The organism is Nonomuraea turkmeniaca (assembly GCF_005889735.1).
Classification (GTDB): Bacteria; Actinomycetota; Actinomycetes; order Streptosporangiales; family Streptosporangiaceae; genus Nonomuraea; species Nonomuraea turkmeniaca.
On record NZ_VCKY01000033.1, the window covers coordinates 1 to 22,108 of the forward strand.

Genomic DNA, 22,108 nt, shown 5'->3' on the forward strand with positions numbered 1-22,108 from the left:
GCCACCACCGGGCGGGTGTCGTACAGGGCGGGCATGCCGGGGAACAGGGAGGCCACGTGCGCGTCCGGGCCCATGCCGAGCAGCATCACGTCGAAGCTCGGCACCGGGCCGTGGTCCTCGGGACGGGCGGCGGCCCGGAGCTCGGCGGCGTAGGCGTCGGCCGATTCCTCGGCCGTCATGCCCGAGTCGGGGCCGCGCATCACGTGGATGCGCTCCGGGTCCACGTCCACGTGGTCGAGCAGGGCGTCGCGGGCACCGGTCTCGTTGCGCTCCTTGTCGCCGGAGGGCAGGAACCGCTCGTCGCCCCACCAGACGTCCAGGCGCCGCCAGTCGACGGCGTCGCGGGCGGGCGTGGCGGCGATGGCCGCCAGCGTGGCGATGCCGACCGTGCCGCCGGTCAGCACGATCGAGGCCGACCCCTTGGCCGACTGCACGTCGACCAGGCGGGTGATGATCCGTGCGGCCACCGCGTTGGCCAGGACGTCGGCGTTGCGGTGGACGACGATGGTGGGGACGCTCACAGACATCACTTTCTCAGCCATGGGAGCTCCGGTCACCCCTTGTACGTCCGGGCGAACCGCTTGACCGACGCCTCGTAGATCTCGTCGCTGTCGAGCCTGCGCAATTCCTCGGCCATCAGCTCCGAGGTGTGCCGCCTGGCCAGGGCCACGTTCCGGTTCGGCTGGCCGGGCCGCGACAGCGTGGCCAGCCGGGCGTCGGTCCTGACCACGGCCAGCTCGCCCTCGCCCAGCTGCAGGCGTACGGCGGTGATCCCGGGACCGTCGGAGTCGCCGACCTTGATGGGCACGCCGAGCCGATCCGACAACCACGCGGCAAGCAGCGGCGCGCTCGGATTGCCCGTGGAGGCCTCCACGATGCCCTTGCGGACCTTGCCCACGGGCTGGTCGAACGCGGCGGCCAGGAGGCTGCGCCATGGTGTCAGGCGGGCCCACGCCAGGTCGGTGTCGCCGCGGGCGTACCCCTTGGCCCTGATCACCAGCGACCTGATGCCGTCGTCGGACAAGCCCCTGGCGTCGGTGATGCGGCGCTGCGCCAGCGCGCCGATCGAGTCCTTGGACGGCACGTCCGGGGCCGCGCCCGGCCACCACACCACGACCGGTGTGTCGGGCAGCAGCAGGGGGCTGACCACCGAGTCGGCGTGCTGGGTCAGCTCGCCGTACAGGCGCAGCACGACCACCTCGCCCGGCGTGGACTCGCCGATGCGAAGCTCGGCGTCGAGCCTGATGTGCTCGTCGACCTCACGGTTGATCACCACGATGATGCGCGACGGGTGCTCGCGGGCCGCCTCGGAGGCCGCGCGGAGCGCGTCGTACTGGTGGCGCTCCTCGCAGACCACCACGAGCGTCAGCACCATGCCGATGGCCGGCGCGCCCATCTGGTGTCGCAGGTGCATGAGCTGCGCCGAGATCTTGCCTGCTGTCGTGTCCGACAGCATGAAGGTGGTCATCTAGAGTCTCCTCCACACACGCCCGTCGCGGGCCATCATCGCGTCCGCGGACGGCGGCCCCCACGAGCCCGATTCGTAGGGCTCGGGCTGGCCCTGGGTGGCCCAGAAGTCCTCGATCGGGTCGAGGATCTTCCACGACAGCTCCACCTCCCGCTGGTGCGGGAAGAGCGGCGGATCGCCGATCATGACGTCGAGCAGCAGCCGCTCGTACGCCTCCGGCGACGACTCCAGGAACGACTCGCCGTACGCGAAGTCCATGGAGACGTCGCGCACCTCCATCGCCGTCCCGGGCACCTTGGAGCCGAACCGCACCGTGATGCCCTCGTCCGGCTGGACGCGCACCACCAGCGCGTTCTGGCCCAGAATCTCCGTGTCGTCCTTGCTGAACGGCAGGTGCGGCGCCCGCTGGAACACCACCGCGACCTCCGTGACCCGGCGGCCCAGGCGTTTGCCGGTACGCAGGTAGAACGGCACCCCCGCCCACCGCCGGTTGGCGATCTCCAGCTTGATGGCCGCGTACGTCTCGGTGGTCGACTCGTGTGAGATGCCGTCCTCCTGCAGGTAGCCGACGACCTTCTCGCCGCCCTGCCAGCCCGCCGAGTACTGGCCGCGCGCCGTGTTGAGCCCCAGGTTGGAGGGCAGGCGCACGGCTTTGAGCACCTTCTCCTTCTCCCGGCGCAGCGCCTGGGCCTCGAACGAGGTCGGGTCCTCCATGGCGACCAGCGCGAGGAGCTGGAGCAGGTGGTTCTGGATGACGTCGCGGGCCGCGCCGATGCCGTCGTAGTAGCCGGCCCGTCCGCCGATGCCGATGTCCTCGGCCATCGTGATCTGCACGTGGTCGACGAAGCTGCGGTTCCAGATGGGCTCGTAGAGGTTGTTGGCGAACCGCAGCGCCATGATGTTCTGGACGGTCTCCTTGCCCAGGTAGTGGTCGATCCGGAAGATCGAGCTCTCCGGGAAGGCCGAGGTGGTGATCTCGTTCAGCTCGTGCGCCGACTGCAGGTTGTGCCCGAACGGCTTCTCGATCACGACCCGCCGCCACGACCCGTCGGGCGCGTCGGCGAGCCCGGTCCGCTTGAGCTGCTCCACCACCAAGGGGAAGAACTTCGGCGGCACCGACAGGTAGAACGCGTAGTTTCCGCCCGTGCCGCGCGTCTGGTCGATCTCAGCCAACGCCATGGCCAGCGCGTCGAACGCGCCGTCGTCGGAGAACTCGCCGGGGACGAAATGGATGCCCTCGAGCAGCTGCTTCCAGACCTCCTCACGGAACGGCGTCCTGGCGTGCGCCTTGACCGCGTCGTGCGTCAGCTGGGCGAAATCCTGGTCCTTCCAATCCCGGCGGGCGAAGCCGACCAGCGAGAACCCCGGCGGCAGCAGCCCGCGGTTGCCCAGGTCGTAGATCGCCGGCAGCAGCTTGCGCTTGGCCAGGTCACCGGTCACGCCGAACAACACCATCACGCAGGGTCCCGCCACCCGGGGAAGGCGCTTGTCACGCGGATCCCGTAGCGGGTTCGCGGCGACCACTTCCTCCGTGGTGGAGATGCCTGCGATGGCCGCCGCCGCGGTGACGGCCTCCTCCACGGGTGCTCCAGGGTCTGTCATCTCAAACCTCCTGTGCGGCTGCGAGCAGGTGCGCGACTCCTGCCGCGCGGTCGGTCAAATGCAGGCGTACGGCGGGCCGTCCGCGCGTTTCCAGCGCCTCCAGGTCGCCGAGCGCCTGGGCGAGCTGGAGGCGGCCCAGCGTGTAAGGCCTGCCCGGGACCGCGACGTCCTCCGTCACCGCCCCGGTGATCTGCAGGAACACCCCGTTCTGGGGTCCGCCCTTGTGGTACTGCCCGGTCGCGTGCCACGACCGCGGCCCCCACCCGAACGTCACCGGCCTGTCGGTACGCAGGGCCAGCAACGCCCGCAGTGTGGCCGGGTCGGCCATCATCCAGGCGTCGGTCATCTGCTCGAAGTCGGCGCCGTCGGGCACCGGCGCGTCGAACGCCGCCAGCCGGTCCAGGTAGGCAGTCACCGCCAGGTGGCCGTCGGCCGGTATCGCGTGCAGCAGCTCGATGAACACCCCCGGCAGGTCCTTGGCCGTCACCGAGCCGTACACCTCGACCGGGCCGTCCACCAGCGCGGGCGCGCCGGCCGGCAGCTCGGGCAGGGCCAGCAGCGCGGCCGCGTTGTCCGCGGGCTCGGCCACGTCGGGCCGGTCGGCCGGGTCGACCTCCAGGAGCAGCGCGGCGACGGCGGCCGCGTACTCCCAGACCAGGAACTGCGCGCCCAGCGGGCCGTCCACGCGCACGTCGCCGATGTCGGACTCGATGGCGACGACCAGCTCGTCGTGGGCCCGGTGGGGATCGGCGCCGACGATGGGCAGGATGCCCCTGCCGCGTTTGCCGGTGGACTCGGCGACAAGCGCCTCGATCCAGTCGGGCAGCCCGGCGATGGCGGAGAGCTGGTCCTCCAGCAGCAGCTTGTCGCGGCCGCCCAGGGCCGCGCCGCCGAGCACCGCCCCCAGGGCGAGCCCGGGGTTGCCGCTGTCCCGCGACAACAGCGGCAGCACCTCCTCGGCGTCGTCGAGCAACCGCGCCACGTCCGCCCCCGCCAGCGCACTGGGCGCGAGCGCAGCAGCCGACAGCGCGCGGCCGCTCGACGGCAGCAGATGGTAGCCGCGTTCCAGAGCCCGCCGCTCCAGCGGCGAGTCAGGGTCGGCGACGGCCACGATGCGCTGCGCGGCCTCGATGCCCGCCCGCGCGAACAGCTCCTCGTAGATCCGCAGACAGCAGTCGGTCTCCACCGCGGAGCCCGCCACCACCACGACCGTGGACTCCAGCGGCTCGGCCAGTGCCCGCCGCACCTGCCCGGGATCGGAGGTGTCGAGCACGGTGAGCGGCACGTCGGCGCTGTCGCAGATCGCCTCGGCCGCCAGAGCCGCGCCGCCGGTCGCGGCCAGCACCACGTTCGTCAGGCCCGCGGCACGGGCCCGCTCCGCGAGCTCGCCCAGCTCGGGCAGCAGCTCGCGAGAGGCGCGGAACGGCGGCACCCCGCCCGTCCCCGCCTCGGCGTCTCGTCCTGTTAGCTCGGGAGCTCCGCTCCCTTCGCGACCCCACACCGTGGGGTCGCCGGCGGCGAGCCGCGCGGGCACGCCGTCGGCGGCGAGGCGCCCCGCGACGGAGGAGGCGGCCGAGGCCGCCCTCTCGTCGCGGTAGAGCACCTCCATCACGGAACCAGGTTCTTGCTGACGCTCTCGAGCAGCTCGTTCCAGGACGCCTCGAACTTCTGCACGCCCTCTTCCTCGAGCACCTTCACCACGTCGTCGTAGTCGACGCCGGCCTCCTTGAGCGCGGCCATGGTGTTCCAGGCGTCCTCGTAGAACGGCCGGACGGTGTCACCGGTGATGTTGGCGTGGTCGGCGGTCGAGTCGAGCGTCTTCTCCGGCATCGTGTTGACGGTGCCGGGGGCGACGAGCTGGTCGACGTAGAGCGTGTCGGGGTACTCCGGGTTCTTCACACCGGTCGAGGCCCACAGCGGGCGCTGCGGCCGGGCGCCGGCGGCCCGCAGTCGCTGCCACCGCTCCGTGTTCATGACGTCTTCGTACGCCGCGTACGCCAGCCGCGCGTTGGCCACGCCCGCCTGGCCCTTCAGCTCTGGCTTGCCCACCTTGTCCAGCCGCTTGTCGATCTCGCTGTCGACCCGGCTGACGAAGAACGAGGCCACCGACTCGATCGTGGCCAGGTTGAGCCCCTTGGCCTGCGCGGCCTCCAGGCCGGCGAGCCAGGCGTCCATGACCGCGCGGTAACGCTCCAGCGAGAAGATCAGCGTGACGTTGACGCTGATGCCTTCGGAGATGGCCTGCGTGATCGCCGGCAGGCCTTCCAGGGTCGCCGGGATCTTGATGAACAGGTTGGGCCGGTCCACCATCCACCACAGCGCCCGGGCCTCGGCCACGGTCTTCTCGCTCTCGTGGGCCAGGCGCGGGTCCACCTCCAGCGACACGCGGCCGTCCACGCCGCCGGTGGCGTCGTAGACCGGGCGCAGCACGTCGCAGGCCCAGCGGATGTCGTAGGCCGTGATCGCGCGTACGGCCTCCTCCACGCTGACGCCGCGGATGGCCAGGTCGTGCAGCTGCTGGTCGTAGGCATCGCCCTTGCTGAGCGCGCCGGCGAAGATCGTCGGGTTGGAGGTGACCCCCACGACGTTCTTCTCCCTGATCAGCTGCTCCAGGTTGCCGCTGCGCAGCCGCTCACGGCTGATGTCGTCGAGCCAGATGGCCACGCCCTGGCCGGACAGCTTGTTGAGGATCTCGCTCATCTTTACTTCAGTTTCCCGTCGTCTCGCCTTTTTCCTGGCCAAGCTTGGCCAGGCTCGCATGTGCCGCCGCCGCCACCCGCTCGGCCGTCAGCCCGAACTGCTCGTACACAGTCTTGTACGGCGCCGACGCACCGAAGTGTTCGAGGCCGACCACTTCGCCGCATTCGCCGACGAACTGGTGCCAGCCGAGCGCGATGCCCGCCTCGACCGCGACCCGAGCCCTGATCGACGACGGCAGAACGGTCTGCCTGTATGCGGAATCCTGCCCGTTGAACCACTCCACACACGGCATGGAGACGACTCGCGTGGGGATGCCCTGCGCCTCGAGCAGCTCGCGGCCCGCCACGGCGATCTCCACCTCGCTGCCGGTGGCGATGACGATGACCTTGGGCTGGCCGTCGGACGCCTCGCGCAGCACATAGCCGCCGCGGGTCACGCCGTCGGCGCTGGTGCCCTCGTACACCGGCAGGTTCTGCCGGGTGAGCGCCAGCGCGGCGGGCCGGTCCTTGTGTTCGAGCACGGCCTTCCACGCGTACGAGGTCTCGTTGGCGTCGGCCGGGCGCACCACGTCGAGGCCGGGGATCGCGCGCAGCGCCCACAGGTGCTCGATCGGCTGGTGGGTGGGGCCGTCCTCGCCCAGGCCGATGGAGTCGTGCGTCCACACGTACGTGACCGGCAGCTTCATCAGCGCGGCCAGGCGCACCGCCGGGCGCATGTAGTCGGAGAAGACCAGGAACGTGCCGCCGTACGGGCGGGTGCCGCCGTGCAGGGCGATGCCGTTGAGGATGGCTCCCATGGCGTGCTCGCGGATGCCGAAGTGCAGCGTGCGGCCGTAGCGGTTACCGGGGAACTCCTTGGTCTGGTATTCCTCCGGGATGAAGGACGGCTCGCCCTTCATGGTGGTGTTGTTGGACTCGGCCAGGTCGGCCGAGCCGCCCCACAGCTCGGGCAGCACCGGCGCGAGCGCGCTCAGCACCTCGCCCGACGCCTTGCGGGTCGCCATCGACGCGCCGACTTCGAACGACGGCAGCGCGCGGTACCAGCCGTTCGGCAGCTCGCGGTGGGAGATGCGGTCGAGCTCCTCGGCGCGCTCGGGGTTGGCCAGGCGCCATTCGGCGTAGCCCTTCTCCCACTCGGCGTGCGCGGTGCGGCCGCGCTGGGCCAGCTCGCGGGCGTGCGCGAGCACGCCGGCCGGCACGTCGAAGGTCTTGGCCGGGTCCATGCCGAGGACTTCCTTGGTGGCCGCGACCTCCGCCTCGCCCAGGGCCGAACCGTGGATCTTGCCGGTGTTGCGCTTGTTGGGGGCCGGCCAGCCGATGATCGTACGCAGCCGGATGAACGACGGCCGGTCGGTCTCGGCCTTGGCCGCCTCCAGCGCGTCGTAGAGGGCCTGCACGTCCTCGTGGTAGTCGTCGCCGGCGGTCCAGTCGACGCTCTCGGTGTGCCAGCCGTAGGCCTCGTAGCGCTTGACCACGTCCTCGGACTTGGCGATCAGCGTGTCGTCCTCGATGGAGATGTGGTTGTCGTCCCACAGGACGATGAGGTTGCCGAGCTTCTGGTGGCCGGCGAGGGAGCTGGCCTCGTGGCTGATGCCCTCCTCGATGTCGCCGTCGCTGACGAAGCACCAGATGTGGTGGTCGAACGGCGAGGCGCCGAGCTCGGCGTCGGGATCGAACAGGCCGCGCTCGCGGCGGGCGGCCATCGCCATGCCGACCGCGTTGCCCAGACCCTGGCCGAGCGGGCCCGTCGTGGTCTCCACGCCGGCCGTGTGACCGTGCTCGGGGTGGCCGGGGGTGAGGCTGTCCCACTGACGCAGCCGCCTGAGGTCGTCGAGGGTCAGGCCGTAGCCGGAAAGGTAGAGCTGGATGTAGAGCGTCAGGCTGGTGTGGCCGCACGACAACACGAAACGGTCCCGTCCGATCCAGTTGGGATCGGTGGGGTCGTGGCGCATCACACGCTGGAACAGCAGGTATGCGGCGGGGGCCAGACTCATGGCGGTGCCGGGGTGACCCGAGCCCGCCTTCTCCACTGCGTCCATCGCCAGTGCTCGAATGACGTCGACCGCCTGCTTGTCGAGGTCGGTCCAGTCAAGGGCTGGCACGAGTTCGGTGCTCAAGTGCTCGATCTCCGGAATCTAGTTGTCATTGGTCATGCCGGTTGGCTATCCCGCCCACAGGGACCCTAACCGAGTGGAGCCTGCGATCAATTCCCTTCTTATAGCTCGGGAACTCCGTGTCCATCGCAATCCACCCGCGCGTGTCCATGTGTGGCGCAAGCCCCCCATTGGCCGGACCGGCTCACCCTGCGACTACAGTTTGTTTGTTCGCAGAGGCGTCACCGGCGCCCACCCATGGATCCGCTCTTATCAGAGGTTACGCGTTGACCCCGCACAGGCTGGAAGCGCCTTGACGGTGCTGACCAACAGGCAGGCGACGGGCCCATCACCGCAGGTGGAGGCGCCGCGCTCGATCAGCATGATCGTGAAGGCCTACATCGCGCTCACCAAGCCGCGGATCATCGAGCTGCTGCTGATCACCACGCTGCCGGTGATGTTCCTCGCGGCCGGCGGTCTCCCGCCGCTGTGGACGTCCATCTCGGTCATGGTGTTCGGCACCCTGTCGGCGGGCAGCGCCAACGCGCTCAACTGCTACGTCGACCGCGACATCGACCAGAAGATGCGCCGCACCCGCCGCCGGCCGCTGGCCAGGCATCAGGTGTCGCCGAGGGGCGCGCTCATCTTCGGGATCGTGCTCGGCGTGTTGTCCACGATCGGGCTGTGGGTCACCACCAACTGGCTGGCGGCCCTGCTGTCCACCGCGGCGATCCTGTTCTACGTGCTCGTCTACTCGATGATCCTCAAGCGGCGCACGGCCCAGAACATCGTGTGGGGCGGCATCGCCGGCTGCATGCCGGTCATGATCGGCTGGGCGGGCATCACCGAGCGGCTCGACTGGGCGCCGCTGGTGCTGTTCGGCGTGGTGTTCTTCTGGACGCCGCCGCACACCTGGACGCTGGCCATGCGCTACAAGGAGGACTACGCGGCGGCCAAGGTGCCGATGTTGCCGGTCGTGGCCACCGAGCGGCGGGTCGTCCTGGAGTCCATCGCCTACACGTGGGCGACCGTGCTGTGCTCGCTGGCGTTGTGGCCGGTGGCGGGCACCACGCTCTTCTACCCGATCGTGGCGGCCGTGCTGGGCGTGATGTGCCTGTGGGAGGTGCACCGCCTGCTGGCCCGGCTCAACGCCGGCAAGACGGGTGTGGACCTGCGGCCGATGCGCTTCTTCCACTGGTCCAACGCCTACCTGGCGCTGCTCTTCCTCGCCGTCGCCATTGATCCGCTGCTGGCCTGACGGCCGCCGCGGCGGGTCCTTTCCGGACGGTGAGGACTGGCTACGCCGGCACGGCCACCGGCCTCCTGATCCGTTAAAGTCACCCTATGGCGTCCCGTGATCCACGCTGGGTGTTGAAGGACCGCCCGTCATTCGCGTTGATCACCGGGCTGGTCCTCACCGGCATCTGCGCACTGGTCTCCTTCTCGTTCGACGTGCTCAACGGCGAGCCGGTGCAGTTCTTCATCGCCCTCACGCTGGCGCTGGCGCCCGTGCCGCTGCTGCTGGCCGCGGTGCTGGCGCTGGACCGGATGGAGCCGGAGCCGCGCAGCAACCTGATCTTCGCGTTCGCGTGGGGTGCGGGCGTGGCGGTGCTGGTCGCGGGCGTGGTCAACTCGCTCAACCTGCACTACATCATGGACACCGTCAGGCTGTCGGAGGACAACGCCCGCAACATCGCGGCCACATTCGGCGCTCCCGTGGTCGAGGAGACCATGAAGGGCCTGGTGCTGATCGGGCTGCTCAGGTTCCGCAGGGCCGAGCTGGACGGGCCGACCGACGGCATCATCTACGCCAGCATGGTCGGCCTCGGCTTCGCCATGAGCGAGAACGTCAGCTACTACCTCGCCGCGCTCAACTCCGAGTCGGGCGTCAAGGGACTGGCGGTCACCGTGGTGCTGCGCGGCATCCTGTCGCCGCTGGCGCATCCGCTGTTCAGCTCCATGATCGGCGTCGGCGTCGCCTATGCCGCCCAGCGCAGCGGCTCCGAGCGGGTCTTCTACATCCTGGCCGGCTGGTCGGGCGCGATGGTCCTGCACGGACTGTGGAACGGCCTGGCCTCCTACGGCGGCTTCCCCGGGCTCGTGGTGGCCTACCTGACGCTGCTGGTGGTGCTGATCGTGCTCATCGGCGTGGTGTTCAAGGACCGGCGGCGCATCGTCGCGCTCATCCAGCGCTATCTGCCGCCGTACGAGCCGACCAAGCTCGTCAACGAGGCCGACATCTACATGTTGTCGGCGTTCTCCCGGCGCCGCCAGGCCAGGCAGTGGGCCAAGGCCCACGGCGGCAAACGCGGGCTGCTCGCGATGCGCGACTACCAGCTCGCCGCCACCGAGCTCGGGCTGCTGCACGAGCGGGCGGCCCGCCACATGGTCGACGAGCAGACCTTCCACGAGGAGCAACGGGCCCTGCTGGAGTGCATGAGCACCGCCAAGGCCGACTTCCCGGTGCCGTCGGTGCACGCCGGGTCGGTCGCCCGGGGCACGCCGCCGCCCGGCTACGCCCCCGGCGCGCCCGGCTGACCGAGGATGCGGGTGAGCGAGACCTCGCGCGGGCCGGGGAAGACCGGGTCGGAGCCGAGGATCTTCGCGTCGGCGAACGCCTTGGCGGTGGCGAACAACTCGCGGGTGGCGTACACGTAGGTGGGCCCGGGCAGTCGCCGGGCCGAGTCGTCACCCACCCCGAACGTCTCCAGCCCGGCCGTCCGGCACAACGTCACGGCCCTGGGCATGTGGAACTCCTGCGTGACCACGGTCACCCGTTCGGCCCCGAACACCTGGCGCGCCCGCACGCACGAGTCCCACGTGTCGAACCCGGCATAGTCCAGCACCATCACGGCGTCCGGCACGCCCCTGGCACGCAGGTAGTCGCGCATGGCGGTGGGCTCGTCGTAGTCCTCGCGGCTGTTGTCGCCCGACAGCAGCAACGCCCGCACCTTGCCGGCCCGGTAGAGCTCGGCGGCGATGTCCAGCCGGCGGGCCAGCATCAGCGTGGGCTGGTCGCCGTACAGGCCCGCGCCCAGCACCAGCGCCGCCTGCGTCTCGGGCACCCGCCCCAGCCAGCCTGCCCCCTCGGCGGCCACCCGGTGCTCCGAACTGCTGAGCCAGGCCCACGTCATGGGCGCGAGGGCCAGCACGCTGAGCACCACCAGACCCTGGTAGGTCCGGCGCAGCGCCTTCCGAGAGGGGCGGACTTTTCTCAACAAAGCGCACCCCTCTGAGGCCGGGGGAGTGGCGGACCTTTCACCACACACCCTGGCATATCCGCTCAGACGGTGGCGGCCGCTTCGACGGGGGAGTGGGGCACGGGCACCGGGTCGCGGGTGCGCAGCGACGTGATCACCCTGAGGGCGGCGATCCAGACCAGGGTCGAGCCCAGCACGTGCAGGAGCACCAGAGCGGCGGGCACGGCCAAGAAGTACTGGGTGTAGCCGATCACGCCCTGCAGCAACTCCACGACGAACAGCGCCAGCGCCGCCCGCCGGGCCGGCCGCGTCGAGTCGCTCACGTGCAGCGCGAACAACAGCGCGAACGTCAGCCCCACGACGATGTAGGCGATGTCGGCGTGCAGCCGGGCCACGGCCTCGATGTCGAGGTCGAAGCGCGAGGCCATCACGTCGCCCGAGTGCGGGCCCGTGCCGCTCACCACCACACCGGCCACCAGCAGCCCGAACACCGCGGCCACCAGCACGTAGCCGAGCCTGCGGACGTCACGGTGCGTCACCCGCCGCGCCGGGCCGTCGCCCTCGCCCGCGCGGGCGTACAACATCCAGCAGGCCGCGATCAGGCCGCTGGAGATGAGGAAGTGCATGCCGACCGTGAACGGGTTGAGCATCGTGTTGACCACCAGCCCGCCCCACAGGGCCTGGGCCAGGACGCCGACCGGCTGGAGCATGGCGAGCCGCACCAGGGACCGCCGGCGGGGCACCATCCGCCAGGCCGCGATGACACACGCCGCCCCCACGGCCAGCACCAGGAAGGTCAGCAGCCGGTTGCCGAACTCGACGAGCATGTTGAGCATCGACACCTCGGGGTGCGCCACCGGGATGAAGCTGTCCGGCGTGCACTTCGGCCAGGTCGGGCAGCCGAGTCCCGAGCCGGTGACGCGCACGCCCGCGCCGGTCACTGTGATGCCCGCGTTGACCACCACGGAGGCCATCGCCCAGCCCCGCATGGACTGCGTGGTCGGCGCCCAGAAGGAGAACAGCCGGCGCACGAGCGGGTTGGAGTGGTCCGTGGGTAGCTTCACGTCATCGATGGTACGGGCCTGTACGGTCGGTCCCACCACCGGGAACGGGGCTTCTCAACGCCCTTAGGTATGTGACATATTACTGGTGGAGGTGGTGATGTCCGACGTCATCGTCGTCGGTGCCGGCGTCGTGGGGGCGGCCTGCGCCTATTACGCCGCGCGGGCGGGGCTCGACGTGACCGTGATCGACCGGGGGCCCGTCGCCGGCGGCACGACCGGCTCGGGCGAGGGCAACGTCCTGGTGTCGGACAAGGAGCCCGGTCCCGAGCTGGAGCTGGCCGTGCTGTCCAACCGGCTCTGGCGCACGCTGGCCGGGCACGGCGGGTTCGAGTTCGAGGCCAAGGGCGGGCTCGTCGTCGCCGAGACCTCCGAGATCCAGCGGCGGCTCGTGGACCTCGCCGCCAAGCAGGACGTGGAGCACGCCGTCGTGCCGGCCGGCGCGCTGCGCGACTACGAGCCGCACCTGGCGCCGGGGCTGGCCGGCGGTGTCTTCTACCCGCAGGATGCCCAGGTCCAGCCCATGCTGGCGGCTGCCACCCTGCTCAAGCACGGCGCCGACAAGTACGGCCGCGGGACGCTCCGCCTCCGGCTGGGGGTCGGGGTGACCGGGTTCATCCGGTCCGGGGAGCGGGTGACCGGTGTGCGGACGACGCACGGGGACGTGCTCGGCGGCGCGGTCGTCAACGCGGCGGGCACGTGGGGCGGTGAGGTGGCCGCGCTGGCGGGGGTGCGGCTGCCGGTCCTGCCCCGGCGTGGGTTCATCCTCGTCACGGAGCCGCTGTCCGAGCCGCTGATCCGGCACAAGGTCTACACCGCCGCCTACGTCACGAACGTGGCCAGCGACTCGGCAGGGCTGGAGACGTCGGCCGTGGTCGAGGGCACGGTGGCGGGGACCGTGCTGATCGGGGCGAGCAGGGAGCGGGTCGGGTTCGACCGGACGACGTCGGTGCCGGTGCTCGCCCGGCTGGCGGGGCAGGCGGTCGCGCTCTTCCCGGTGTTGCGGGGCGTGCGGGTCATCAGGTCCTACTGCGGGTTCCGGCCGTACTGTCCCGACCATCTGCCCGTCATCGGCGCCGATCCGCGGGTGCCCGGGCTGTATCACGCGTGCGGGCACGAGGGCGCCGGCATCGGGCTCGCCCCGGCCACCGGCCACCTGCTCGCCCAGGTCCTCAGCGGCGCCCGGCCTGACCTGGACCTGAGCCCCTTCCGCCCGGACCGCTTTCCCGAGGAGGCCTCATGACCTTCGCCATCACGGTCGACGGCCGGTCCGTGCCGGTCGTGCCCGGCCAGACGATCGGCGCGGCGCTGCACGCGGCGGGGATCCGCTCGTGGCGCGCCACCCGGTTCGGGGCGCGGCCCCGCGGGCTGTTCTGCGGGATCGGGGTGTGCTTCGACTGCCTGATCTCGGTCAACGGGCGGGCGCCTGAACGTGCCTGCCTCGTCGAGGCCGCGCCAGGGGACGAGGTGACGACGTCGTGACGGATGTCGTGACGGATGAGGCTCGCGCGGGAGAGGGCGTGACGTACGACCTCGTGGTCGTCGGCGGCGGGCCCGCCGGGGTGGCGGGCGCGCTCACGGCGGCGCTGGCCGGGCTGCGGGTGGCGCTCGTGGACTCGTCGGCGCGGCTCGGCGGCCAGTACTTCCGCCACACCGCCGTCCCCGCCCGTGCGCCGGGGCTGGACCGGTTCCTGCGGCAGGCGCGCGCCCTGAGCGACCGGGCCGAGGTGTTGTCGCGGCACCAGGTGTGGAGCGTGACCCGCGAGCCGGACGGCGACCTGCTCGTGCACGCCAACTCCCCGGAAGGGGGAGCGGTGGCCGTGCGTGGGCGGCGGCTGCTGATCGCCACCGGCGCGTACGACCGGCCGCTGCCGTTCCCCGGCTGGGACCTGCCCGGCGTGCTCACGGCCGGCGGCGCGCAGGCGCTGCTCAAGGGCAACGGCGTGGTGGCGGGCCGGCGGGTCGTCGTCTCCGGCACCGGGCCGTTCCTGCTGCCCGTGGCGACCGGGCTGGCCGCGGCCGGGGCGAAGGTGCTCGGCGTGTACGAGGCGGGCGGCGGGCTCGGGCTGGCCAGGCATCCGCTGCTCGCCCTGGGCAAGGCCGGGGAGGCCGCCGGGTACGCGGTGAGCCTCGCCCGGCACCGGGTGCCGTACCTGACCCGCCACGCGGTGGTCGAGGCGCACGGGGAGCGCGAGGTGGAGGCCGTCACCGTGGCCCGCCTGGGCAGGCGGTGGAACGTTCTCGCCACGCGGATCGTCGAGTGCGACACCGTGGCGGTCGGCTACGGGTTCGTGCCGCAGATCGACCTGGGGGTGCAGCTCGGCTGCGCGACCCGGCACGACGTGGACGGCAGCCCGATCCTGGAGACCGACGCCGCCCAGCGCACCACCGTGCCCATGGTGTGGGCGGCCGGCGAGCCCACCGGCGTGGGCGGCTGGCGGCTGGCCGAGATCGAGGGCCGTATCGCGGGCCGATCCATCATCGCGCACCGGCGCGCGCCCGGCGCCGGGGTCGAGGTCGCGGCCGGCGAGGTCGCGGGGGTGCTGGCGCGGCGGCGGGATCGATGGCGGGCGTTCGGCGCGGCGTTGCAGCAGGCGTACCCGGTCGAGCCGGGCTGGCAGGGGTGGCTGCGCGACGACACGCTGGTGTGCCGGTGCGAGGAGGTGCCGCTGGCCCGGATCCGCGAGGCCCAGGAGCTCGGCGCCACCGACGCGCGCTCGATCAAGCTGCTGGCCCGGCCCGGCATGGGCTGGTGCCAGGGCCGCATCTGCGGGTACGCCGTCGCCTGCCTGGCCGGAGAGCCGCAGCAGCCGCCCCGCCGCCCCATCGCCCAGCCCGTCACCCTCGGCGCCCTGAGCGACACCGACACCCCTCACGATTCCGCACACTGAAAGACCCGACATGGAGGACTCCCTGATGGAACATCGCAGCAAGCCATGGCACGGCGTCATGGTCGCCACCGCGCTGCCCCTGCGCGACGACCTGTCCGTCGACTTCGACGGCTACGCCGCGCACTGCCGCTGGCTGGTCGAGAACGGCTGCGACGGCGTCGTGCCCAACGGGTCGCTCGGCGAGTACCAGACGCTCACCCCGGAGGAGCGCGCCCGGGTGATCGAGACGGCGGTCGAGGCCGTCGGCGGCCGCAACGTGATGGCCGGGGCGGGCGCGTACGGCGCCGCCGAGTCGCGCCGCTGGGCCGAGCAGGCCGCCGAGGCGGGCTGCGGCTCGGTCCTCCTGCTGCCGCCCAACGCCTACCGGGCCGACGAGCGGGCGGTCTTCGGCCACTACCGCGAGGTCGCCAAGGCCGGGGTGTCGATCGTGGCCTACAACAACCCGTACGACACCAAGGTCGACCTGACCCCCGCGCTGCTGGCCAAGCTGCACGAGGAGGGCCTGATCGTGGCCGTGAAGGAGTTCAGCGGGGACCCGCGGCGCGCGTACGAGATCGCCGAGCTGGCCCCCGAGCTGGACCTGCTGATCGGCTCCGACGACGTGCTCCTGGAGCTGGCCGTGGCCGGGGCGGTCGGCTGGATCGCCGGCTACCCCAACGCCCTGCCCGCCTCCAACGTGGCGCTCTACCGCGCCGCGGTCGCCGGTGACCTCGCCACCGCGCTGCCCCTTTACAGGAAGCTCCACCCTCTGCTGCGCTGGGACTCCAAGACGGAGTTCGTCCAGGCCATCAAGCTGTCCATGGACCTCGCCGGCCGGTACGGCGGCCCGTGCAGGCAGCCCAGGCAGCCGCTCACGGACGAACAGGCCGCCGTCGTGCGGGCCGCGACCGAGAAGGCATTGGCAGAAGGGCTGAGATGAGGACCAAACGGGTTTTCCACGCCGTCGACTCCCACACCGAGGGCATGCCGACCCGCGTGATCACCGGTGGGGTGGGCGTGATCCCCGGCGCCACCATGGCCGAGCGGCGCGTCTACTTCCGCGACAACCTCGACCACATCCGCACCCTGCTGATGACCGAGCCGCGCGGCCACGCGGCCATGAGCGGCGCCATCCTGCAGCCGCCCACCAGGCCGGACGCGGACTACGGCGTGCTGTTCATCGAGGTGTCCGGGCTGCTGCCGATGTGCGGGCACGGCACGATCGGCGTGGCGACCGTGCTCGTCGAGACCGGCATGGTGGAGGTCGTCGAGCCGGTCACCACCGTGCGCCTGGAGGTCCCCGCGGGGCTGGTCGTGGTGGACGTGGCCGTCGAGGACGGGACGGCCATGTCGGTGACGCTGCGCAACGTGCCCTCCTACAGCGACCGGCTCGACGCCGTCGTCACCGTGCCCGGGTTCGGGGAGATCCGCTACGACCTCGCGTACGGCGGCAACTTCTACGCCATCGTCGACCTCGACTCCTACGGCCTGCCCTTCGACCGCAAGGCCAAAAACGAGATCATCGCCGCCGGGCTCGCGACCATGGAGGCGATCAACGCCGCCGACGAGCCCGTGCACCGCGAGGACGACCGCATCCGCGGCTGCCACCACGTCTACTTCGCCGCGCCCGGCTCCGACGCCCACCACTCGCGGCACGCCATGGCCATCCACCCCGGCTGGTTCGACCGCTCCCCGTGCGGCACGGGCACCAGCGCCCGCATGGCGCAGCTGCACGCCCGCGGCGAGCTGCCGCTCGGACGGGACTTCGTCAACGAGTCGTTCATCGGCACCCACTTCATCGGCCGGCTCCTCGAGGAGACGACCGTGGGCGGCGCGCCCGCCGTCGTGCCGTCGATCACCGGCCGGGCCTGGATCACCGGCACCGCCCAGTACTTCCTGGACCCGCGCGACCCGTTCCCGGCAGGGTTCGAACTGTGAGCGAGCCGACCAAGAGACACAGCAGCGAGCGTGGCGAGTGAACCGATCGACGCAGCGTCGTGATCACGGCTGCGGCGAAGCGGGAACCGTGATCACGACCGTCGACTACCACACCGGGGGCGAGCCGTTCCGTATCGTCACCGGCGGCGTGGGCGAGATCCCCGGCGCCGACGTGCTCGCGCGCCGCGCCGCCGCCATGGAGCAGGTCGACGACGTGCGGCGGCTGCTGTGCCACGAGCCGCGTGGCCACGCCGACATGTACGGCTGCTTCCTGGTCCCGCCGAACGATGCCGGCGCCCGCTTCGGGGCGCTCTTCTGGCACAAGGACGGCTTCTCCACCGCGTGCGGGCACGGCACGATCGCGCTGGGCGCGTACGCGGTGCAGGAAGGTCTCGTCGAGGCCGATCCCGACGGCGACACGGACGTGGTCATCGACGTGCCGTCCGGCCGGGTCACGGCACGGGTACGCAGCTCCGGCGGGCGGGTGCGGGGGGTCACGTTCGTCAGCGTGCCGTCGTACGTGATCGCCCGCGACGTGGCGGCCGGCGGGGTGAAGGCCGACGTGGCGTGGGGCGGCGCGGTCTACGCGTCCGTCCCGGCCGGGGCGCTGGGGTTGTCGGTGGAGCCCCGGCACCTGACGGCGCTGATCGAGCACGCCCGGCGCATCAAGGCCGACCTGGCCGGCCATCCGGCCTCCCGGCACCCTTCCGACGAGCGGCTGTCCGGCGTCTACGGGGTGATCTTCTACGACTCGCTGCCGGACGTGGACGGGGCGACGCATCAGCGGAACGTGACGGTGTTCGCCGACGGGGAGGTCGACCGGTCGCCCTGCGGCTCCGGCACGGCGGCCCGGCTGGCGCTGCTGCACGACTCCGGGCTGCGCGGGACGCTGGTCCACAGCAGCATCGTCGGCAGCGTCTTCCTGGCCCGGGTCGCGGGCGTGGCCGAGGAGCGGGTCGTGCCGGAGATCGAAGGCATGGCGTACCGGACCGGGCGGCACACGTTCGAGCTGGATCCGGAGGATCCGATGGGAACGGGGTTCACGCTTCGATGACCGACGCTCTTCCTTATCTGGATGCCGCCACCCTGGAGCGGCTGGTGCCCGTGGGGCGGGCCGTGGAGATCCTCGAGGACACCCTGCGGGCCGGGCTCGACCCGGAGGCCACGCCGCAGCGGCCCGTCGTGGACGTGCCCGCCGGCCAGCTCCTCCTCATGCCGGCGGCGGCCGGACGGTATGCGGGAGTGAAGGCCGTCACCATCGCGCCCCGCAACCCTGAGCGGGGGCTGCCCCGGATCCAGGGGACGTACCTGCTGCTCGACGGCCCCACGCTCGCGCCGCTGGCCGTCATGGACGGGATCGCCATCACCTCACTGCGCACCCCGGCCGTCTCCGCCCTGGCGGTCCGCCACCTGGCGGATCCCCGCGGCGGGAAGCTGCTGGTGTTCGGGAGCGGGCCGCAGGCGTGGGGGCACGTGCTGGCGTTCCGCGAGGTCCGGCCCATCACCGAGGTGACGGTCATCGGACGTGACCAGGGCCGTGCCGAGACCCTCGCCGCCCGCTGCCGCGCCCTCGGCCTCCCCGCCCGCGCCGTGCCCGTCGCCGACGCCGCGGTGGCGGTGGCGGTGGCGGAGGCGGATCTCATCGCGTGTTGCACGACCGCCAGAGACCCCCTGTTCCCCGGTAAACTCGCCCGTGACGGCGTCACCGTCGTCGCCGTCGGCTCACACGAGCCGGACGCCCGTGAGCTCGACGGCGACCTCATCGCCCGCGCCACCGTGGTCGTCGAGGCCAGGGCGGCCGCTCTGGAGGAGGCCGGGGATGTGATCATCCCGATCCGCCACGGTACGATCACGACTGGTCATCTCGCCGGGAACCTCGCCGAGCTGATCGCCGGGCAAGTGATCGCAGGGCCGGGGCCGCGCGTGTTCAAGAGCACGGGCATGGCGTGGGAAGACCTCGTGATCGCGGCCGCCGCGTACGAGGCGTGGATTTAGGAGGATGGGCGGATGCCTGCCGAGGATCGGCTCGACCTACCGATGGTGGGGGAGCGTCAGAGCCTGCGCGAGCAGGTCGCGCACGCGCTGCGCGCCGCGCTGATCACCGGCGAGATGCGGCCGGGGGTGGTCTACTCCGCGCCCGTGCTGGCCGCCCAGTTCGGCGTCTCTGCCACGCCGGTCCGCGAGGCCATGCTCGATCTGGCCAAGGAGGGCCTGGTCGAGGCGGTGCGCAACAAGGGCTTCCGGGTGACCGAGCTGTCCGACCGCGACCTCGACGAGCTCACCGAGATCCGCCAGCTCATCGAGGTGCCCACGATGGCGCGGCTGGCCGACAGCGCGCGGGCGGAGGAGTTCGAGCGGCTCAGGCCCGTCGCCGAGGAGATCGTCTCGGCGGGCGAGCGCGGCGACCTGCTCGCGTACGTCGACGCCGACCTGCGTTTCCACGTCGAGCTGCTGACCCTGTGCGGCAACGCCCACCTCGTGGAGGTCGTCCGCGACCTGCGTACCAGGGCAAGGCTCTACGGCCTGTCGCAGCTGTCGGAGCGCGGCGCGCTGGGCGACTCGGCCAGGGAGCACCTGGCGCTGCTCGACGCGCTCAAGAGCGGCGATGGCGAGGCCGTCGCGCACATCATGGAGGAGCACATCGGACACGTGCGCGGCATCTGGGCCGAGCACTGACTTCCGACATTCGGGGATCCAGCACCCCATGTTGGAGGTAACCTCAGTGCAGGCCGGTTGAGCGGCAGAGCCGCAGACGCAGTCGCCCGACGGCCGCAGACCGCCCTCGGCCTTCTCCCGCGCAGGGATCGCCCGCGCGCGCACGCCGGAGACCCGGCGAGGGACGGTATCCAGCCTGGTCACGCGGAACCCCGCACTCCGCTGACCCTCCGCGGGCTCGGCACACCCCGCCCACCGAGGGCCGAGCCCTCCGCCGCGCGCCCGAGAGGCCCCATCCTGGGCGCGCGGCGGCACCCTACTTCTTCGCTCTCCTGGTCGAGCCCAGGCTGGCGGCCACGATGCACACGATCGCCGCCCACTGCTGCACGTGCAGGATCTCGCCCAGCAGCAGCACACCGATCATCGCCGCCACCGCGGGCTCCACGCTCATCAGGATGCCGAACACGTGCTTGGGCATGCGCCGCAGCGCCTGCAGCTCCAGCGAGTACGGGATCACCGACGACAACAGTCCCACGCCGAGCCCGATCAGCAGCAACTCGGGCTGCAGCAGGTCGGCCCCGCCCGTCGTGACCCCGACCGGGGCGATCACCACGGCCGACACGATCATCGCGAACGCCAGCCCGCTCGTCCCGGGGAAACGCTGCCCCGCCGCCGCCGACAGCAGGATGTAGCCGGCCCAGCAGGCCCCGGCCACCATCGCGAACCCGATGCCGGCCCAGCTCACCGACGCCGACTCGCCCCACGGGGCCAGCAGCAGCACGCCCGCTCCCGCCAGACCGACCCACAGCAGGTCGATCCTGCGCCGCGAGGCCGCCACGGCCACGCCCAGCGGCCCGAGGAACTCGATCGCCACCGCGATGCCCATCGGCAACCGCGACAGGGCCTCGTAGAACGACAGGTTCATGACGGCCAGCGTCACGCCGAACCCGATCCCCACCGCCCAGTCCCGCCAGACCAGCCCCCTCAGCCTGGGCCTGATGAAGGCCCCCATCACCAGCGCCCCGGTCGCGATGCGCAGGAACACCACCGCGCTCGGCGGCAGCGTCGCGAACAGCTCCTTGGCGAATCCGGCGCCGAGCTGCACCGAGAAGATCGCCAGCAGCACCAGGGACGACGGCGGGATCGAGTCGGAGGCAGCCCGCAGCAAGTGCCCCGGCCGGGGCAGGCCGGAGCCGCGATCGAGCGGATCGTCCAGGGCGAAGGCGGTCACGGGACTCCTCAGGCGAAGGTCGAGCAGACAACTGGTTGAGCCTACTCGTGGCCGGTGACATTCCTGGATTTAGGGTGGTACTACATGAAAGCCCCCGCCGTCCCCGTGAGTCTCGCCCGGCCTCCGCTGGGTTTGTCCGTGGCCTCGTTCGTCAGCAGCTTCGACCGCTTCGCCGTCAGTCCCATGCTCCTGGTGATCGCCGCCGACTTGGGCGTCCCACTGTCGGCGTCGGTGGCCGCCGCCAGTGGCTACTACCTGGCGTACGGGCTGACGCAGCCCCTGTGGGGGGTGTTGTCCGACCGGTTCGGCCGGGTGCGGATGATGCGCGGCGCGTTGTTGGGCGCGGCTCTGGCGGGGCTGGTGTCGGCGCTGATGCCGGTGCTGGGGGCGCTGGTGGCGGCCAGGGTCGTGGCCGGCGCCTGCTTCGGCGCGGTGATCCCCACGGGCCTGACGTACGTGGGCGACACGGTCGAGCCCTCGGTACGGCAGCGCGCCCTGACAGATCTCATGGGCGCGGCCGCGCTCGGCACGGCCGCGGCCACGGGGCTCGGCGGCGCGCTGGCCGGGCTGCTGAACTGGCGGGTGGCGTTCGCCGTGCCGGCCGTCTGCGCCCTCGTCTGTGCGCTGGCGCTGCGCTCGTTGCCCGAGCCACCCCGGCACGGCGGGCCCGACAGGCTCGGGGCGGGGCGGTACCTCGGCATGGTGCTCGGGCACCGCTGGGCCCTGCTCGTCTTCGCGCTGGCGTTCACCGAGGGCGCGATCATGCTCGGCGCCATGCCGTTCCTGGCCACCGCGCTGGAGCACGCGGGGATCGCGGCGGCCGTGGCGGGCCTGGGCATCACCGCCTACGGGCTGGGGTTGTGGGCGTTCTCGAAGGTGGTCAAGCGGTTGTCCGGGCACTGGCCCGCGCCCGTGCTGATGGCCGTGGGCGGCGCGCAGCTGTGCGCGGGGTTCGCGCTGGCGGCCGTGCACGTGAGCATGGCGACGGTGGCCGTCACAGCGCTGCTGCTCGGCGGCGGCTGGTCGTTCCTGCACTCTTCGCTGCAGACCTGGGCCACCTCGGTGGTGCCGGAGGCCAGGGGGACGACGATCGCGTTCTTCGCCTCCGCGTTGTTCGTGGGCAGCGGGGTGGCGTCATGGGCGGCCGGGCCGCTGGCCGAGGGCGGCAGGTACACGCTGCTGTTCGGGGTGGCCGCGGCCGCCGCGATCCCGCTGACGGTGGTGGCCGCACTCACCCGCCGCCGCTACGGCGCCCTCCAGACCGAACGCCCCCAGCCCCAGCCGGAGTAAG

The 22,108-nt window shown here is 71.8% G+C and carries 20 protein-coding genes; 11 read left to right on the top strand and 9 right to left on the bottom strand.

What is annotated here, in order from left to right; translation table 11 throughout:
• The 6 genes from pgl to tkt all read right to left on the bottom strand — a co-directional run.
• A partial coding sequence (gene pgl / locus ETD86_RS12515) for a 6-phosphogluconolactonase (protein ID WP_138666301.1) occupies positions 1 to 521 on the bottom strand: 521 nt, incomplete at its 3' end.
• 32 nt (positions 522 to 553) lie between these two features.
• On the bottom strand, positions 554 to 1,468 hold the full coding sequence (locus ETD86_RS12520; protein WP_138666302.1) for a glucose-6-phosphate dehydrogenase assembly protein OpcA: 915 nt from the start codon (positions 1,466 to 1,468) through the stop codon (positions 554 to 556).
• The gene (gene zwf, locus ETD86_RS12525; protein ID WP_246147873.1) at positions 1,469 to 3,070 is read right to left on the bottom strand and encodes a glucose-6-phosphate dehydrogenase; all 1,602 of its coding nucleotides are present in this window, start codon (positions 3,068 to 3,070) and stop codon (positions 1,469 to 1,471) included.
• Between the two features lies 1 nt (position 3,071).
• Positions 3,072 to 4,679, bottom strand: a complete 1,608-nt coding sequence (locus tag ETD86_RS12530; RefSeq protein ID WP_138666348.1) for a glucose-6-phosphate isomerase — start codon at positions 4,677 to 4,679, stop codon at positions 3,072 to 3,074.
• Positions 4,679 to 5,770 (bottom strand): transaldolase, encoded by a 1,092-nt coding sequence (tal, locus tag ETD86_RS12535; RefSeq protein WP_138666303.1) that lies wholly within the window; start codon positions 5,768 to 5,770, stop codon positions 4,679 to 4,681. The genes ETD86_RS12530 and tal overlap by 1 nt, the downstream gene beginning before the upstream one ends.
• Positions 5,771 to 5,777: 7 nt before the next feature.
• A complete protein-coding gene (tkt, locus tag ETD86_RS12540) occupies positions 5,778 to 7,886 on the bottom strand; it encodes a transketolase (RefSeq protein ID WP_138666304.1) in 2,109 nt (702 codons plus the stop codon).
• A 289-nt stretch (positions 7,887 to 8,175) separates the two neighbouring features.
• Here tkt and ETD86_RS12545 point away from each other — a divergent pair, with 289 nt between their 5' ends.
• A complete protein-coding gene (locus ETD86_RS12545) occupies positions 8,176 to 9,120 on the top strand; it encodes a heme o synthase (RefSeq protein WP_138666305.1) in 945 nt (314 codons plus the stop codon).
• A gap of 86 nt (positions 9,121 to 9,206) precedes the next feature.
• Complete coding sequence (locus tag ETD86_RS12550; RefSeq protein ID WP_138666306.1) at positions 9,207 to 10,400, top strand: PrsW family intramembrane metalloprotease; 1,194 nt, start codon at positions 9,207 to 9,209, stop codon at positions 10,398 to 10,400.
• Here the strand turns inward: ETD86_RS12550 and ETD86_RS12555 are convergent.
• A complete protein-coding gene (locus ETD86_RS12555) occupies positions 10,376 to 11,080 on the bottom strand; it encodes a SanA/YdcF family protein (protein WP_246147874.1) in 705 nt (234 codons plus the stop codon). The two genes, ETD86_RS12550 and ETD86_RS12555, sit on opposite strands and share 25 nt — an antisense overlap.
• Before the next feature lie 65 nt (positions 11,081 to 11,145).
• Positions 11,146 to 12,126: a COX15/CtaA family protein gene (locus ETD86_RS12560; protein ID WP_138666308.1), complete on the bottom strand. Its 981-nt coding sequence runs from the start codon at positions 12,124 to 12,126 to the stop codon at positions 11,146 to 11,148.
• Between the two features lie 85 nt (positions 12,127 to 12,211).
• Here ETD86_RS12560 and ETD86_RS12565 point away from each other — a divergent pair, with 85 nt between their 5' ends.
• From ETD86_RS12565 to ETD86_RS12600, 8 genes are all read left to right on the top strand, one after another.
• On the top strand, positions 12,212 to 13,366 hold the full coding sequence (locus tag ETD86_RS12565) for an NAD(P)/FAD-dependent oxidoreductase (protein ID WP_281286901.1): 1,155 nt from the start codon (positions 12,212 to 12,214) through the stop codon (positions 13,364 to 13,366).
• Positions 13,363 to 13,605, top strand: a complete 243-nt coding sequence (locus tag ETD86_RS12570) for a (2Fe-2S)-binding protein (protein WP_138666310.1) — start codon at positions 13,363 to 13,365, stop codon at positions 13,603 to 13,605. The genes ETD86_RS12565 and ETD86_RS12570 overlap by 4 nt, the downstream gene beginning before the upstream one ends.
• Positions 13,602 to 15,014, top strand: a complete 1,413-nt coding sequence (locus tag ETD86_RS12575) for an FAD/NAD(P)-dependent oxidoreductase (RefSeq protein WP_246147875.1) — start codon at positions 13,602 to 13,604, stop codon at positions 15,012 to 15,014. The genes ETD86_RS12570 and ETD86_RS12575 overlap by 4 nt, the downstream gene beginning before the upstream one ends.
• Positions 15,015 to 15,039: 25 nt before the next feature.
• Entirely contained in the window at positions 15,040 to 15,933 is an 894-nt protein-coding gene (locus ETD86_RS12580; protein WP_138666311.1) for a dihydrodipicolinate synthase family protein, read from the top strand.
• The gene (locus ETD86_RS12585) at positions 15,930 to 16,931 is read left to right on the top strand and encodes a proline racemase family protein (protein WP_138666312.1); all 1,002 of its coding nucleotides are present in this window, start codon (positions 15,930 to 15,932) and stop codon (positions 16,929 to 16,931) included. Before ETD86_RS12580 ends, ETD86_RS12585 begins: the two co-directional genes overlap by 4 nt.
• 88 nt (positions 16,932 to 17,019) lie before the next feature.
• Positions 17,020 to 17,985 (top strand): proline racemase family protein, encoded by a 966-nt coding sequence (locus ETD86_RS12590; RefSeq protein WP_138666313.1) that lies wholly within the window; start codon positions 17,020 to 17,022, stop codon positions 17,983 to 17,985.
• Complete coding sequence (locus ETD86_RS12595; protein WP_138666314.1) at positions 17,982 to 18,926, top strand: ornithine cyclodeaminase family protein; 945 nt, start codon at positions 17,982 to 17,984, stop codon at positions 18,924 to 18,926. The genes ETD86_RS12590 and ETD86_RS12595 overlap by 4 nt, the downstream gene beginning before the upstream one ends.
• A gap of 12 nt (positions 18,927 to 18,938) precedes the next feature.
• A complete protein-coding gene (locus ETD86_RS12600; RefSeq protein WP_138666315.1) occupies positions 18,939 to 19,607 on the top strand; it encodes a GntR family transcriptional regulator in 669 nt (222 codons plus the stop codon).
• Positions 19,608 to 19,902: 295 nt separating this feature from the next.
• Here the strand turns inward: ETD86_RS12600 and ETD86_RS12605 are convergent, their stop codons facing one another.
• Complete coding sequence (locus tag ETD86_RS12605) at positions 19,903 to 20,817, bottom strand: EamA family transporter (protein ID WP_138666316.1); 915 nt, start codon at positions 20,815 to 20,817, stop codon at positions 19,903 to 19,905.
• Positions 20,818 to 20,901: 84 nt separating this feature from the next.
• Between ETD86_RS12605 and ETD86_RS12610 the strand changes: the two genes are divergently transcribed.
• Complete coding sequence (locus ETD86_RS12610; protein ID WP_138666317.1) at positions 20,902 to 22,107, top strand: MFS transporter; 1,206 nt, start codon at positions 20,902 to 20,904, stop codon at positions 22,105 to 22,107.
• The last annotated feature ends 1 nt before the right edge of the window (position 22,108 follow it).

Excerpts from the sequence above, each read along its gene's own strand:
- ETD86_RS12520 (WP_138666302.1), bottom strand. The coding sequence starts at position 1,468 with ATGACCACCTTCATGCTGTCGGACACGACAGCAGGCAAGATCTCGGCG.
- zwf (WP_246147873.1), bottom strand. The coding sequence starts at position 3,070 with ATGACAGACCCTGGAGCACCCGTGGAGGAGGCCGTCACCGCGGCGGCG.
- ETD86_RS12530 (WP_138666348.1), bottom strand. The coding sequence starts at position 4,679 with ATGGAGGTGCTCTACCGCGACGAGAGGGCGGCCTCGGCCGCCTCCTCC.
- tal (WP_138666303.1), bottom strand. The coding sequence starts at position 5,770 with ATGAGCGAGATCCTCAACAAGCTGTCCGGCCAGGGCGTGGCCATCTGG.
- ETD86_RS12550 (WP_138666306.1), top strand. The coding sequence starts at position 9,207 with ATGGCGTCCCGTGATCCACGCTGGGTGTTGAAGGACCGCCCGTCATTC.
- ETD86_RS12570 (WP_138666310.1), top strand. The coding sequence starts at position 13,363 with ATGACCTTCGCCATCACGGTCGACGGCCGGTCCGTGCCGGTCGTGCCC.
- ETD86_RS12580 (WP_138666311.1), top strand. The coding sequence starts at position 15,040 with ATGGAACATCGCAGCAAGCCATGGCACGGCGTCATGGTCGCCACCGCG.
- ETD86_RS12585 (WP_138666312.1), top strand. The coding sequence starts at position 15,930 with ATGAGGACCAAACGGGTTTTCCACGCCGTCGACTCCCACACCGAGGGC.
- ETD86_RS12595 (WP_138666314.1), top strand. The coding sequence starts at position 17,982 with ATGACCGACGCTCTTCCTTATCTGGATGCCGCCACCCTGGAGCGGCTG.
- ETD86_RS12600 (WP_138666315.1), top strand. The coding sequence starts at position 18,939 with ATGCCTGCCGAGGATCGGCTCGACCTACCGATGGTGGGGGAGCGTCAG.
- ETD86_RS12610 (WP_138666317.1), top strand. The coding sequence starts at position 20,902 with ATGAAAGCCCCCGCCGTCCCCGTGAGTCTCGCCCGGCCTCCGCTGGGT.